Below are 14,371 nucleotides of genomic sequence, written 5' to 3'. Positions count from 1 at the left end.
CCTCTTCATGGGGGGCATTCCCCATCGAAAAAAAGGAAAAGAAGCTCTTTTTTAATTCCGTAGCTCAGAAAATCCCGCAGCAAAACGTTTGCTAAAATTCTGAACCGCTTTAGGAAACGCATCGCAAACGAAGAAGCACGCCGTGCAGGACGCTACGTTTCGAAACATTCTCATTCCTCCCACAGCCTCATCGCCATCGCCTTTATGCGGTAGTGCACGAAGCCCGCTCGTCACCGCTGTCAAATTTATTTTCGGCGACTCCGCGAGCAGCCTATTACAGAAATTGGGGCGGCAATGTTGACCGCGCCACTGAAGAATGCAGCCACACTCAAGTTGAGACTTTCAAAGCCGATATACCGTGCATCAGGGGAAGCATTCGTTGAAAAGAAGACGCAAGGAACTGAAATGGCAGAAGCGAAATCAAAAACCTCGTCGCAAACGATGGCGCAGAAAAATTGTTGCCATCGAGAGCAGCCACGCGACGTTTCCTATCGTACCTCGTACTCGTATCTGATTCGTGGCGGATTGCTAAACAGCAGAGACTTAGAAGCGCGCGTTGATAGCTCGTTCCTTACCCGGGCCAACCTTATCGACGGCGGTTTTCATATTGTCGTAGATGCCACGTCGGGGAACGCCGCCTAACGCGACGAATGCTCGTGCGTGGGCGTCGAACAGCATCTCGTGGCTTTGGGTTGGATAGGCCACAAGCCAGAAGGCACGACTCGCGGCGAGCTTCATGTGGGCGACCTCTACGCGTCGCCTGAGTCCACCAATGAAGACATGCTCGCAACTCCAGTCGAACTGGAACGCTTCACCATATTCAAAGGCGAGCGGCACAAAAGCGCCCCGTTGCGCTCCCGAGTCGCGCTCCTTCTTCCAGTTGCGCACGAAGGCGCACACGCGGTCGTAGCTGCCGTCGTAGCCAGTCGCCCGTAAATCTTCATACATCTGCGTCGCAGAGCGCCGTTCTCGCCTGGTACGCCTCGTATCGGCGACCAGCCAGAGCCGCAGTTGCTCTGACCACGGGTCAACAACGCTGTTACTAATGCGCTTAGCGAATTTCGGCTCGCTTGCCGACGGCTCGCGCAACCATCGTCGAATCGTGTTTCTCGAAAGCCCCGTCTGTCTTGCAATGTCCCGTAGCGGGACGCCGTCGCGGAAATGCATCCGCCGAATCTTGGCCAACATGCTCACGGTTATCACTCCGTTCTCCTGCTTGGCGTCCAAGCAGGCAGTTGAACATGTGGGTCAATTTTCGATGCAAATTTCTAGCGGAAGTGGGTCAGTTTTATGCGCCTATCAACAAGCCAGGGCAATTTCACTTCAGCATTTGCCAAGGCAATCCGGTCAACAACTCCAGTCGAGCAGCTGACCATCCGCGAACCGCTCAAGCGCCGCACAAACAGGGAGGCTACGCTGCAGGTCGCGAAGCTTGAGCGTGAGATAGCGACCATGCAGGCGACTCACTCGACGGTCGAGGAGACTTACAGTGTGGAGCACCTCGAACTGGCCGTGTCTGCGGCCTATATCGTCAAACTGATGGGCAACGATGCCGTATCTGACTGGTTGCGCAGTTACTACGCCGAGTACTGGTCACAGCTGACAGCTGTGACCGACGAAGCGAGAGGCGCCTTGAAAGCCAAAGCGCTCATGTGAAGTGAAATTTATCTTTGGCATTTTCAATTGCCCGGGGCGCCCTCCATGTGCGTGCGCGGAGTATTGGCATTTTCCACCCTTCAGCAGAAGTTTCGGCTCGCAGTAGTCAAACCGCCGAGCAGATGCGACATGTCGACAAGCCGTTGCGCAACGAGGTGGCGGACTTCACCCTGACATTGCCAGGTTCCGTACACCGCGAGCAGCGAAGCACTCAAGGCTTCCTTGCGTTGCTTTTCGAACAGGGACGGCCAGATAATGACATTGACGTTGCCGGTCTCATCCTCAAGTGTCACGAAGACCACACCCTTGGCTGTGCCTGGCCGCTGACGCACGGTCACGAGCCCACAGCCCCGCGCAAGTCGTCCATCGCGATAAGTGCGCAACGTGGACGCCGGCATCAGCCGACTTGCAAGCAACTGCGGGCGCAGCAATTCAAGCGGATGTCGACCGAGCGTGAGTCCGATGGACCTGTAGTCGGACACGATGTCGTGAGCTTCCGTCGGCGCGCCGAGCTCGGGAGTTTCGTCCTCAACGGTTGCTGCGGCGAGCATGTCCTTGTCCGGAACAGCAGCGACGGACTGCCATAGCGCTTCACGACGATTGCCGGCAAGTGAAGCCAGAGCGTTGGCGTCCGCAAGGACGTGAAGGTCTTTGCGGCCAAGCTGCGCGCGACGAGCCAGGTCTTTCACGCTTACGAACGGTCGAACCGCCCGCGCATTCTCAATGCGTTCTGCGGCACCGTCCTTCATGCCGCGAAGTAGTGACATGCCGAGCCGTACCACCGGGCGCTCGGCGGTTGGGCTAGTCACCAGCGCCGAGTCCCAACCGCTGACAGTCACATCGACAGGAAGCACTTTAACGCCATGGCGCTGGGCGTCTTGGACTAGCTGTGATGGAGAGTAAAACCCCATGGGTTGCGAGTTGAGCATGGCAGCAAGAAATGCCTCTGGCTCGTGGCACTTCAGCCAACTGCTTGCATATACCAGCAATGCAAAACTCGCCGCGTGACTCTCCGGAAAACCATACTCACCGAAACCCTTAATCTGCTCAAAAATTGATTCGGCAAAGACGAGGTCATAGCCGCGTTCCTGCATGCCGATAACGATTCGGTTGTAATATTTCTCTAAGCCACCTTTACGCTTCCAGGCGGCCATGGCTCGCCGTAACCCGTCGGCCTCGCCAGGCGTAAAACCGGCCGCAAGGATGGCAACCTGCATCACTTGTTCCTGAAAAATCGGCACGCCAAGTGTGCGGCCTAATGCGGTTTTGAGTGCATCACTCGGGTATGTGACTGGCTCGAATCCCTGCCGGCGCTGCAGATAGGGATGCACAGCGCCGCCCTGAATTGGACCGGGCCGGACAATGGCGACTTCGATGACGAGGTCGTAAAACGTACGAGGTTGCATCCGCGGCAACATCGACATCTGGGCACGCGATTCAATCTGAAAAACGCCGACAGTATCCGCAGCAGAAATCATCTCGTACGTTTTCGTGTCCTCAGCCGGAATGTCCTGCATTTCAAAGCGCTCGCCGCGCTGCTCCGACACGATGTCAAGAGTGCGCCGGATTGCCGACAGCATGCCCAAAGCAAGGACGTCGATTTTGAGAAGGCCGAGCGCCTCGAGGTCATCCTTATCCCATTCGATAACACTGCGGTCAGCCATTGCCGCGTTTTCGACCGGCACGAGTCGCGTGAGCTTGCCGCGGCTGATAACAAAGCCGCCGGAGTGCTGCGACAGGTGACGCGGGAAGCCTAGGAGCTGAGACGCGAGTCGCGCCCACGCCTGGATAAGCGGCTTCTCCGGGTCGAGCCCAGACTCGGCGAAGCGTTTGAGCAGGTCCTGACTGTTATCGAACCAATGATGCGATTTGGCGACCAGGTCGACTATCTGCGGGTCGACTCCGAGCGCCTTGCCAGTTTCCCGTAACGCTCCACGAGGACGGTATGTTGAGACTGCCGCGGCGATTGCTGCGCGGTCGCGACCATACTTGCGATAGATGTACTGGATAACCTCTTCGCGACGTTGATGTTCGAAGTCGACGTCAATGTCTGGAGGTTCACCGCGCTCCTTGCTGATGAACCGTTCGAACAGCATGTTGCCGCGGGCGGGGTCGACCTCGGTAATGCCGAGGCAGTAACACACAGCCGAATTGGCGGCCGAGCCGCGACCCTGACACAGGATGTGCTGACTGCGCGCAAAGCGGACGATATCGTACACCGTGAGAAAGTACGGTTCGTACTGCAGGTCGGCTATGAGCTCAAGCTCATGCTCAATCTGCTCCTGGACTTTATGCGGAATGCCCGAAGGAAAACGCCGCTGTGCTCCGATATACGTCTCCTGACGCAGATACGCGCCTGGCGTAAAGCCGGCTGGCACCAGTTCATCCGGGTACTCGTATCGCAGTTCGTCAAGCGAAAACGTACAGCGACTGGCAATATCGACGGTCGCCGCGAGCGCTTCGGCTGGATACAGGTTCGCGAGCCGCAGCCTGGAGCGAAGATGCTGCTCGGCGTTGGGCGCAAGGTCATAGCCGCACTCGTGCACCGGCCGACCCACGCGGATAGCCGTCATCGTGTCCTGCAGCGGCTTGCGCGAGCGGACGTGCATCAGCACATTGCCCAGCGCGACGACAGGCACGTCCAGGTTGCGAGCAACGAATTCGACTGCGCCCCGATGAATATCGTCCATGGCACGCTGATGAAGCACCAACCCAACCCAGGCCCGTCCCGTGAATGTGTCATCGAGCCATTCAAGCTGCGCCGCTAATGCATCCTCTTTCGCCGGAAAATCGGGCACCAGGATGGCGAGGCAGTCCGGCATGCCTAGCAGATGACGATAGCCCTTGCCGGGTCGGGACAGGTCCTGAGGCGTAAGACGATACTCGCCCTTGAGCGCGCGCATGCGTGCAAGCGTAATGAGCTCCGACAGGTTGCCGTATCCCGCGCGATTCCTGGCAATGAGAATGAGGCCGAAAGCTGGCGACCCGTCCGCATTGACCAGGCGGAAGTACGAACCGACGATAAACGGCAGCTTTGCTTCCTTTGCGGCGACATGAGCTCGCACAACGCCTGCGAGCGAACACTCGTCGGTCACCGCGAGCGCGGAGTAACCTAGCTGCGCCGCTCGCTCAGACAGCTCCTCCGCGTGCGAGGCGCCATGCAAGAACGTAAAGTTGGAAAAGCAGAACAGCTCGGCATAAGCCGGCAGCGTCGAGAACGTGGAGTCCATGGCGTGTCATCCAAACAGGCCATGAAGGAACCACCGCTGGTCATCCTCCGCATCGCGACTGCTGACGCGTTCCCGGTAAATCCAGAAGCAGCTCTGGTCTTCGCCCTGCGCGACGAAGTAGTCGCGCGTCACCAGTTCGCCGTCGAACCAGCCGGCTTCGATACGTTCACCCGGGGAGACCATGCGTAACGGCGAGCCGTAGAACGGACGGTGTTTTCGCATCAACAGGCGCACGGGTTTCTCGAGCAGCCACGTAGGCCGCGGCAGCCCTTCCGGCAACATGGTTCCTTTCGATGCGCTCGCAACCGGTACCCATCGGTTCGCAATCTCCGGCCTGTAATCGGCTGTCGGTGCGGGGCGCAGCACGTTTTCCTCGCCGAGCCTTGCGACCAGCAATTCAATGAGGCGAGAGTGGTCCTCGGCCGAACCGCCTGGCTCTGGAAATAACGTGTCCGAGGCCGGCATGGCAGGCTGCACGTTCGACGCATCCAGTCGCAAGGCAATGACAGGCGCGGCCAGCACAATCCGTCCAAGGCGTTCCTTGAGCAGACGTATCAGATGGTCTTCGCGCCAAGTCGGCTCCCCAAGTGCAATGTCGATGGCCGTCGGTTCGATGGCCTGCCTCCCACGTTCATGCTCGAGAAATAGCGTGGCGCCAGTCAGGGCAAGCTGCTTTGCGCACAGCCATCCGCACAGTTGCACCACGAGACGATGCGCGCCGAAAAGCGCGGCTTCCGCGTGCTCGATGCGGTCAGGCATCTCAATACGAGCCGAGAATGTCGGGGGCAATTCCAGCCAGTCGAAGAGTTCAGGCGCAGTGCCGAAGGCCCGGTCGAGCGAATCAAGCAGATGCTCGCCACAACGACGTTGCAAGCCGGCGCGAGGCAGTTTTCGGACGTCGGCTATCGTTTCGCAGCCGAGCCCGGTGAACCAGTCCGTGAACTGTCGGACTTCCGGAACGGAATACAGCGGCAATGCGGACAGTTGCCGGTCGAGAGAATCGAGCTTGAGAACGCGGCGGCTCCGGTGCTTTGCGAGTAGCCATGCGCCCTGACCCGTTGGAGCCGCACTGACACGCGCGGTCAGCCCAATGGTTTCGAGGATGGCTTTCGTCTGCCTGCAAATTGCCAGCAGTCCGCCGAACAGACGAAGGCTCGCGCCGATGTCGGCGACGACAACGGCTTCATCGAGCAATGTCACGTCAGGCGAGAACTGCATGAGCGCCACTGCGACTTCGCGCTGCGCCGCGCGTTCACGCGCCGGGTCGCGCTCGTACATCTCCACCTCTGGCGCCAGCGTCAGCACGCCGCCTCGCTTCATACCCGTTCTCACGCCCGCTGCCCGGGCTACACCGTCCGCGACGAGAACCTTGTCCCGTTCGAGGACCGCACTGCCGTGCACCGGTTCAGGCAACCACTTTGGCCGGAATACTTCCAGCTGCAGTCGGGGTAAGTGGACGCCGAGAAATACGCGCATGGTGCGAGAACAGGACAGGTGTGGGTTGAAGGGGAATCGACAGAGGTTCTGCGCGTGCTGGACCTCGTCGCTTTGTAATGTCGACCGTCAGGCCGTCCCGCTCTGGCCGGAGCGCCAGACGAAGGACCGCAGGCGACGCGTCCTGCGCGGCGGCCAGCGGACGGACCATAAAAAACAGCGTTTCCGAAGACTGCGCCGCGAGATGCAGTCTTCGCAACGACGATGTCTGGACGTACTGCGCCCAGAACAGCAGCGCGCCGCAGCTTCCCGCGCGAAGAATCTGCTCCGCCGACCACAGGGCATCCGCCGTCTTCGACGTGCGAACCTGCAGCAACTGGTCAGGGGGCAGGCCGATGTACTCGAGTCCGAGCCCGTTTGGAACATGCGGTGGCTGCACCATGGCGACAGGCCGTTTGCCCAGCGTGCCAAGCGCGGGACGAAGGAGCCGCATTTCACCCACGCCGGCCTGCTGGACCAGCAGGTCGACCAACGCTCCCACCGGCCAACCACCGCCCGGAAGCTCTTCCGAGAGCGCCGGGTACCCCGTATCCACGGCACGTCCACGCCCGCGAGCAAGCTGGGACGCTCGCCACAGCGACGGATGGATGTGTTCGGGAGCCCGAGCTGAGGATTCCATTGGTTTGCGCACAATACTGTATATATGTACAGTATCCTACATCGAGCCGGGAAACGGCAAGGCTGATTCTCAAAACTCCTCGCAATGCCGCTTCCAGCTCTGTTGAATACCTTCACGGCACGCCGAAAGCCCGTTTGATGTTGCCCCATTAACTCCCGCCACACGGAGGTGGATATGTACGAAGACACAGTTGGGCTGCCCGTACTCACGGATGCGCATGCGGCCGTTCTTCGCTGCTATCTGGCCGTGAGTGATATCGCTGCGTACCGGTCGCACGGGCACTGGTTGACTAGCGAAAGTATGGTGGAGTCTGCCCGTCTGTGGCTCGCAAAGAACGCATGCGTCGCGACATGGTTTGAGCGGATAACGATAGCGGCGCAAGCACACGACATCGCCGAAGAACTTATTTGCAGCGGCGTGACCGAAAACGAGGCCGCTCACGCTGACCGCTATTCACGGCGCAACTCACAGTGAACTTCGCGTCGCCTTTGGTGGCTAGAATATGGAGGAAATGTTCCGGTGCAGACATTGCACGAGACTCGAGCAACTCAGCTGAAGCACAAGCAAAAAATGGAACCGGAGTTATACAACGGATACGAAGTGTGGGGGCATGCTATCCCACAGAACGGAGGCTACGCCGCCAGCGGCACCATAAGGTCTGGCCGGAAACTCATTGAAGGTTCAGGCGTGCTTGCGACATGCGGAACCGAGGGAGAGGCGCGCGCCATCGGCATTCTTCGAACGCTATCTGTCCGTTTGGGTGGCGCTGTGCATCGTGGCCGGCATCGTTCTCGGCAAGTTGCTGCCCGGTGCTGTGCATACCGTATCCACGCTCGAACTTGCCCACGTCAACATTCCGGTCGGGATTCTGATTTGGGTAATGATTATTCCGATGCTACTTTGCATCGACTTCGCTTCGCTGGGAAAAGTCCGCAGTCAGTTGAAGGGCATAGGCGTGACGCTCGTCATCAACTGGGCGGTCAAACCATTCACAATGGCCTTTCTGGCGTGGGTCTTTGTGCGACACGCGTTCGCTTCGCTGTTGCCCGCCGACCAACTGGATAGTTATGTCGCCGGTCTGATTCTTTTGGCTGCAGCACCGTGCACGGCGATGGCCTTTGTCTGGAGTCAACTCAACAAGGGTGACCCGTATTTCACGCTGTCGCAGGTTGCGCTCAACGACCTGATTATGGTCTTTGCATTTGCTCCGGTCGTGGGACTGCTTCTCGGCATTTCGAACATCACAGTGCCGTGGGATACGCTCCTCACGTCGGTGGTGCTCTACATTGTCATCCCAGTCATCATCGCCCAGATACTCCGCAAGTTTCTGCTTCGAAAGGGCGACCAGCATTTCCAGAGCGCGTTGGCGAAAATTGGACCGTTCTCCATCTCCGCACTGCTGTTGACGCTGGTGCTGCTGTTTGCATTCCAGGGCGAGCAAATCATCGCGCAACCGCTGGTCATTCTGCTTCTGGCGGTGCCCATCCTGATTCAGGTGGTCGTCAATTCGTCGCTCGCCTATCTGGCCAACCGGAAGCTCGGTGTGTCTCATGATGTTGCAGCGCCGTCATGCCTGATTGGCGCATCCAACTTCTTTGAGCTGGCGGTCGCGACGGCGATTAGCCTCTTCGGTCTCAAATCGGGAGCAGCATTGGCGACTGTGGTCGGCGTTCTTATCGAAGTACCGGTCATGCTGGCCGTTGTAAAAGTGGTCAACGCGTCGCGACGTTGGTACGAACGGGGAGCGTGACAACCCAGTAGCCTTCATGCTGGGACTCCGCCAGTCGAAATCTATACGCCATATGTTGAACGGCCTCGTGCTCGTGTGAGCACGGGCCGACACACGGTCCGGCGACTGCCGGCGCATGCTGTCCGCTACGACCGCTATATGGTCAATGTCCGCGAGCCAGCTCTTCTAGCCCGTGTAGACCAACGGGCGGAGTCGCCTGCCACGGCAACAGCACAGCCCTCTTTGTATCCTGCGTCACCACACGCTCTATGAACGGTACCTCATAGCGCCCTCGTTCGGCGAGTGCCGGGTCGTGGGTGCCGCTTGCGAGCGGACTTTGGTCAATGACCCAGGCATAGGGTTCAATCTGGGCTCGCCGGAGGTCAGCTTGCAGTCGCTCCGCCTCATGAACAGGCGTCGCCTCGGCGAGCGTCACAATAAGAACGCGCGTGAAATCGGGGTCGCGCAGACTTGGCAGAAGCTGGCGCACCGCTTCTGGCATATCACCCTCGGTGCGCATGACTTCGCGATGATAGGCCTCCGCTGAGTCCATCAGCAGGATGGTATGTCCAGTCGGGGCGGTGTCGAGCATCACGAAAGCGCCCCGTGCCTCATCCACCGTTCGCGCGAATGCGCGAAAAACTGCTATCTCCTCGGTGCACGGCGACCGCAGGTCTTCCTCGAGCATCGCTTTCCCCTGGGCATCGAGATGAGCACCGGCCTTGGCAAGAACCTCATCGCGATAACGATTGACCTCCAGCTCCGGGTCGATGCGACTCACGGCTAAACTCGGCAGCGACTCCTGGAGAGTCCATGCCACATGTGCTGCCGGGTCGGTGGTGGAAAGCAGGACTGCGTGTCCGCGCTGCGCCAGTTCAAGCGCTATCGCCGCAGCCACCGTCGTCTCGCCGACGCCCCCTTGACCTCTACGCCCCCGGTAGCGTGCTCACCAGCAATTTCCTTATTGCCGCTTCCGGAAGTTGTGATTGCCTTTCCAAGGCGACTCGGCATCGCATGTCCGACACACCATGACGGACTCCAGCGCGACCTATAACCATCCGCGCCTTAATTGCCGGAGGTTTCGCGCCCACGCTGCTTTCGATGCTCGTGGCGAATGTCGGTGCCGCGAACGGCATAGACGACGGATTCCGCGATGTTGGTGGCATGGTCGCCGATACGCTCAATGGATTTCGCGATGAACAGGTAGTCGAGCCCAATCTGAATTGTCCGGGGGTCTTCCTTCATGGACGTAACAAGCTTGACTACGAACGCGCGAAATTCGGAGTCGATGGCTTCGTCGTCGTGGACAATCTGTGCGGCCGCAATTGCATCCATTCGCGCAAATGCGTCCAGCGCTCTGCGAAGCATGTGTGAGGCCATTTCACCAGAAGTCTTGATTTCAGCGATGTTGAGGTTCCACGCGCTGGCGTCCATGGCGACGCGGCGAGTTCGTTTCGCTATCTTCCGTGCCTCGTCGCCAACACGCTCAAGGTTGGCCGCGCACTTCGAAGTCGCCATCAGAAGGCGCAAGTCGGAGGCTGTGGGCTGCCGACGAGCAATGACGTTGACTACTTCGTCGTCGATTTCTATCTCCATGAGATTGAGCTGGCGCTCAGTTTCGCCAACATGCTCAAGCAGTGCCAAATCGAAAGTCTTCAGCGATTCCAGTACGCGCGCAATCTGTGACTCGACCAGACCGCCCATTTCCAGCAGCCTCGTTGAGACCAGATTGAGTTCGGTATCAAACCTGCTTGAAAGATGCTTGTCTGGCATGTTCTGTCCTCGACCAGGAGTGGCCATGCCGTGCTGGCGCTGGTCGCGCGCAACGGAGTAAGTGCCGAGTTACGATTTTGCGGGTTCACCGGTTTTGACCGTTTCGACCGCCGAGATTGCCGCGAGCAACCGCTTCACTGGGGCCGCCTCGAGCAGAATCAGTCCCGCGCGCACTTTTCCTGACCGGCACGCCCGCATCGAGGCACGTCTGCTTCAATGCGGCGATTTTGTCATAGTCGGATTTCGGCATTGTGAAACTGTCGCACAGACCCTCTCCTTCTTCCCATGCTTGGCCTTTTCAGCAGGCCATCTCCAACTGCAATAGACCATATAAGGAGTATATGTCGCTTAAGAGTCATTTCCCGGCTTTATGGTGGGCGGCCAAGTGAGGCGCCGACTCGAAATCCGTCCAAAGACCTGTTTGCAAGGCCGTGGAAACACCGAGGCAAGCTCGGCAAGCCGCCGATGTGACTGGATTTGTGCAATGCGCGCGTTAGCCAATCGTCGAACAGGCGCTGAAGATAATGATTCTACGGAGTAAGTACGCCGCGTGTCGAAAGACAGCAAGGTATGTTCTAAAAAGACTAGCGCAACTGATTTCTGTCAACCATAGGATGAATCAATTTGCACGGAGGCCGGCAACGGTCGTTTAATCGATTTCCAGCTGGCTCCCATCACTCTTGCTGCACGCCTGAAGCGCACAATGGCCGACCTCAACTTCGAAGACGTCGTCAAGGCAATCGCCTCTGACACCAATACACCGACCGAGACCGTATCGAGGATGTTCGCTGAGACGTGGGCCCAATACAGTGACGGGGCGCGTGTCCTGGACTACCTGACGGTCCTGGTCGCTAAACGCGTCCGAGAGAATCTTCGCGGGTTTTCGCGAGACAGGCACTAGACCGCCGCCAGAGAGGGTCATCCAATCGTTTCGCGGTATCTGGCATCATTAGACGCGCGCCCTTGAACCGTTCGCTATCCTTAGATTTACTGCGTGCCTGTTATTGAAAAAATACAGTCCGGTGAGCGGCTCTCGCTATCACCGCATGTGTCGCGTCATGAGGCGTGCGATGGGTGTCGCCTGCGAGAATGGCATCTCAAGTGTGGGAGGAACGGTATCAACGGTTCCCGAACTCGTCGCGAGGTCGCTGTCGACAACCTGTCGCGCCAAAAGGAGGAAGCGAAAATCAGGCGAAAAAATCAAGCTCGCTCCGGAATGCGCAAGGCAAGCGGCTACCTTCGCCGATTAGCCCGTCGCGCACAGGATTTCACGTGCGGCGTGCATGTGGCGCTTTCTCAGTTCTTCCAGATAGCGCACCGCCGCCTCGACCGTCTCCGGCTCGCCGAGCTCGAACAAATACTCCCGCAATAGCGTCTCGCTTGTGACGACGTCATTGAGCTTGCCAAGTTCCTCCTGCACGGACGTCAAGCGTCCGGTGCCATTCCAACCGGTCATGAGACTTCAACGATGACAAATAAGACGGCGAAAAGAAGCTGGCTCGGACAGCAACTGTACGAGAAGTTGTCACGCGGCCTTGTCGCGCAGACCGCGGCATTGTTTCCGTCCGCGAGAAGACCTTTTGCGTGAATGGCTCATGACGACACGCGCAGCACCAGCGACAATATGTCTCACGACGGGCCGTAGCACGGGCTGGTGCGACACCGGACTCCTCATCCGGTCTCCCCGTCGTACTTCTCATTCGCGGATAGCAGCAGCGCGCGTGTATGCGACATGCAGCGAACGCGGTCAGTCGCCGCAAAGGCACCGTCGTCGTGGCGGCCTCGCAGGACTCAATTTCTGCCACCACGCGCGCTCCGGACAATGGCCGCTCGCTTTCGAGAAGCGGCCCAGTTTTTTTGGCCGCGATTTACCGATGCGTTCTACGCGCGGATTTCCGACCAGGGTTGTAGGAAGTATGTGACAGCATCGTGAAGGTCCCGCGCCTCCACCGCTGCCGGTGTTTCATATCGCGACGAACCCGCAATGGTTCAATTCATGCCGGAGCCGCCAGCCGTTATCAAGAGAGAGGGCGGGACGACCCATGGTCGTCCATAGCATTCACAGCGGCCCGTCGTTCCGGCGGTTTCATCGATTGCAGAGGAAGAGCGACAAATAGGTTGATGCGACGCAAAATCTGGTGGAATACCTGCTCAAACACCCGCTTCTGTTCCGCGTCGGTTCCAGCGACGGCAAGACGGTCAGCAAAATTCCATTGGCAGAACATCGGATTTCCAGCGAACGCCGGCGCGTGCGACTCTCCAACTTCATCGCACATCGCAATGACCACATCCATTTCCGGAGCAGAAGGACCGACGAACTGGTCCCAGGTCTTTGGCCGTAGCTTGCCTAAGGCGGCAATCGTGGGGCGCAGTTGCTCAAGCGTCCGGGGATGCACATCGACTGCCGGCTCGATGCCAGCGCAGAATGCATCGAAGCGCTGGCCGCCAAGTTCGCGCAGCAATGCCTCGGCCATGACGCTACGAGCGGAATTGGCGCGACACAAAAACAGGACGTTGCATTTCTGAACCATAGAACGCCCCCCGTCATATTCTGGCGATAAAGTTTTGCGAGAATTCTAAAGGGGACGTTTTTCGCAGCCGAGACATCCCTTCTTCGAAGACGTCCGAAGGTTCAGGCTCTTCGCGCCAGGCGCGGGGTTTCACATCCTGCGAGCAGGTCACAGGCCTTTAAAGGAGCGTGGCCCTGATGCTCTGCCAGGCCACCTGTTAGATTTATGCCGCTAATCCTCTTGACGCGTGGCGCTCTACCTTTATTGCAAGACATGACATCGAAGGAAACTGGTCAGGCGAACCAAACCCGCCCTGTGACCCAAATTGCAGCCGACTTCAAGGAACTTCTGGCGACACGACTCTCGTTCACTGACGCAAGCGAGAGATTCGAACTATTGTGGGACGAGGCGAATGCGGCGGCGAGTCGCCTGTTAGGCAACAGTCTCGGGTACGGCTATATCGCCTTGCTCAGGCAGATGCACGCAGAGTTCAGTTCTCGCTACCCAGATGGCGACGACATGGGTTTGATGGGAACGAGGCCGGCTCCGGCAAGCGCCAGGATGCAGGCAAGCCCAGGAGGGCTTGACGATGCCCGAGCGTTTGACTGCGCCGCCACAATCTGATGTATGGCCATTGATGCTAGCGTTTCGCACCCGGCATGACAATGTCGGGACCTGCCATTCAAAAGACCCATAAACCCGGGAATCTGCGCGAGCTTACTCCCGGGCGGTGCGGGTCGTTGCTGATGACCAGAGGGCCAGCGAGGAGCACAAGACAATTGTCGTCAGATGGGGCCGGGCGCGCGCTCGTTCTACAACCCGAGACAAGACGCGCCTGTTCGCGCGCGGTCAAGCCGGCGGCAACCTCATCGACAACCACTTCTCTTATCCGACGTCCACGATAATGAATCCGGCAGGTCTCGCTGCCGGCAGCGGTCAGCGCATGCGTCTATGGAAACCGGCTTGGCAGGGAGGACTCGAGGGGATGAACGGCGCTGGGAAACCCGCTGCTCAGGCCAATTTGCGTAAACAACTTACGCGGACGACATGGATGCGTCTTCTTCCCCGATGGCCATAGCCGCCATGACGCCGACGAGCCCCTGCGCCCTACGCCCCGCGTCTGTTGACCTGTCGCTTCGTACATCCGCGCTCAACACGCCGCGTCGAGCGTCGCTATCCAGCCCCACAGAACTGACGCCGCCTGTGCGCACCAAAGCCGTGCGTCGCGTCACAAAAGATTCACTGAATATCGTGTGGCGCCGGCCGTAAACCAGACGCACGCCACGCCGATGGCTGCCCTCTGCTACAAGTCCCGTATCAACCCGCGTGTGATAGGCACCCGCCTCACCGAATTGCGAAG

The 14,371-nt window shown here is 58.8% G+C and carries 9 protein-coding genes and 3 pseudogenes; 3 read left to right on the top strand and 9 right to left on the bottom strand.

Annotated features, from left to right (window positions below; all coding sequences use genetic code 11):
• Nucleotides 1-546 precede the first annotated feature (546 nt).
• Nucleotides 547-1,194 (bottom strand): annotated as a pseudogene (istA, locus tag BLW71_RS03300) (IS21 family transposase); the annotation flags it as partial.
• 96 nt (nucleotides 1,195-1,290) lie between these two features.
• Here istA and BLW71_RS03295 point away from each other — a divergent pair.
• Nucleotides 1,291-1,656: a plasmid partitioning protein RepB C-terminal domain-containing protein gene (locus tag BLW71_RS03295; protein ID WP_091793130.1), complete on the top strand. Its 366-nt coding sequence runs from the start codon at nucleotides 1,291-1,293 to the stop codon at nucleotides 1,654-1,656.
• An 80-nt stretch (nucleotides 1,657-1,736) separates the two neighbouring features.
• Here BLW71_RS03295 and BLW71_RS03290 read toward each other — a convergent pair whose 3' ends face one another.
• From BLW71_RS03290 to imuA, 3 genes are read right to left on the bottom strand one after another with little or no spacing between them, the layout of a single operon-like run.
• Nucleotides 1,737-4,886: an error-prone DNA polymerase gene (locus tag BLW71_RS03290; RefSeq protein WP_091793128.1), complete on the bottom strand. Its 3,150-nt coding sequence runs from the start codon at nucleotides 4,884-4,886 to the stop codon at nucleotides 1,737-1,739.
• A 6-nt stretch (nucleotides 4,887-4,892) separates the two neighbouring features.
• Nucleotides 4,893-6,362 carry a Y-family DNA polymerase gene (locus tag BLW71_RS03285; protein WP_177204965.1) on the bottom strand — a complete coding sequence of 490 codons (1,470 nt, stop codon included), beginning with the start codon at nucleotides 6,360-6,362 and terminating at the stop codon, nucleotides 4,893-4,895.
• On the bottom strand, nucleotides 6,292-6,999 hold the full coding sequence (imuA, locus tag BLW71_RS03280; RefSeq protein ID WP_091793126.1) for a translesion DNA synthesis-associated protein ImuA: 708 nt from the start codon (nucleotides 6,997-6,999) through the stop codon (nucleotides 6,292-6,294). Before imuA ends, BLW71_RS03285 begins: the two co-directional genes overlap by 71 nt.
• Before the next feature lie 673 nt (nucleotides 7,000-7,672).
• Between imuA and arsB the strand changes: the two genes are divergently transcribed.
• A complete protein-coding gene (arsB, locus tag BLW71_RS03270) occupies nucleotides 7,673-8,749 on the top strand; it encodes an ACR3 family arsenite efflux transporter (protein ID WP_286161922.1) in 1,077 nt (358 codons plus the stop codon).
• A 142-nt stretch (nucleotides 8,750-8,891) separates the two neighbouring features.
• On the opposite strand, the pseudogene BLW71_RS03265 reads toward arsB, so the two are convergent.
• The 3 genes and pseudogenes from BLW71_RS03265 to BLW71_RS42900 form a co-directional block, all read right to left on the bottom strand.
• A pseudogene (locus BLW71_RS03265) lies at nucleotides 8,892-9,641 on the bottom strand (ArsA-related P-loop ATPase); the annotation flags it as partial.
• Nucleotides 9,642-9,793: 152 nt separating this feature from the next.
• Nucleotides 9,794-10,501 (bottom strand): phosphate signaling complex protein PhoU, encoded by a 708-nt coding sequence (phoU, locus tag BLW71_RS03260; protein WP_091793122.1) that lies wholly within the window; start codon nucleotides 10,499-10,501, stop codon nucleotides 9,794-9,796.
• A 69-nt stretch (nucleotides 10,502-10,570) separates the two neighbouring features.
• A pseudogene (locus tag BLW71_RS42900) lies at nucleotides 10,571-10,798 on the bottom strand (hypothetical protein); the annotation flags it as partial.
• 406 nt (nucleotides 10,799-11,204) lie between these two features.
• Between BLW71_RS42900 and BLW71_RS03250 the strand changes: the two are divergent.
• On the top strand, nucleotides 11,205-11,402 hold the full coding sequence (locus BLW71_RS03250; RefSeq protein WP_091793120.1) for a DUF3562 domain-containing protein: 198 nt from the start codon (nucleotides 11,205-11,207) through the stop codon (nucleotides 11,400-11,402).
• 345 nt (nucleotides 11,403-11,747) lie between these two features.
• Here the strand turns inward: BLW71_RS03250 and BLW71_RS03245 are convergent, their stop codons facing one another.
• Both BLW71_RS03245 and BLW71_RS03240 read right to left on the bottom strand, forming a co-directional pair.
• Entirely contained in the window at nucleotides 11,748-11,957 is a 210-nt protein-coding gene (locus BLW71_RS03245) for a hypothetical protein (RefSeq protein WP_091793118.1), read from the bottom strand.
• 562 nt (nucleotides 11,958-12,519) lie between these two features.
• A complete protein-coding gene (locus BLW71_RS03240; RefSeq protein ID WP_091793116.1) occupies nucleotides 12,520-13,032 on the bottom strand; it encodes an arsenate reductase ArsC in 513 nt (170 codons plus the stop codon).
• Between the last annotated feature and the right edge of the window lie 1,339 nt (nucleotides 13,033-14,371).

The organism is Burkholderia sp. WP9 (assembly GCF_900104795.1).
Classification (GTDB): Bacteria; Pseudomonadota; Gammaproteobacteria; order Burkholderiales; family Burkholderiaceae; genus Paraburkholderia.
Note: the sequence above shows the minus strand (reverse complement) of the source record. Positions and strands in the feature narration are given on the sequence as shown.

Bases quoted from the DNA above. Each gene is read 5' to 3' on its own strand.
- BLW71_RS03295 (WP_091793130.1), top strand. From the start codon at position 1,291: ATGCGCCTATCAACAAGCCAGGGCAATTTCACTTCAGCATTTGCCAAG.
- BLW71_RS03290 (WP_091793128.1), bottom strand. From the start codon at position 4,886: ATGGACTCCACGTTCTCGACGCTGCCGGCTTATGCCGAGCTGTTCTGC.
- BLW71_RS03285 (WP_177204965.1), bottom strand. From the start codon at position 6,362: ATGCGCGTATTTCTCGGCGTCCACTTACCCCGACTGCAGCTGGAAGTA.
- imuA (WP_091793126.1), bottom strand. From the start codon at position 6,999: ATGGAATCCTCAGCTCGGGCTCCCGAACACATCCATCCGTCGCTGTGG.
- phoU (WP_091793122.1), bottom strand. From the start codon at position 10,501: ATGCCAGACAAGCATCTTTCAAGCAGGTTTGATACCGAACTCAATCTG.
- BLW71_RS03250 (WP_091793120.1), top strand. From the start codon at position 11,205: ATGGCCGACCTCAACTTCGAAGACGTCGTCAAGGCAATCGCCTCTGAC.
- BLW71_RS03245 (WP_091793118.1), bottom strand. From the start codon at position 11,957: ATGACCGGTTGGAATGGCACCGGACGCTTGACGTCCGTGCAGGAGGAA.
- BLW71_RS03240 (WP_091793116.1), bottom strand. From the start codon at position 13,032: ATGGTTCAGAAATGCAACGTCCTGTTTTTGTGTCGCGCCAATTCCGCT.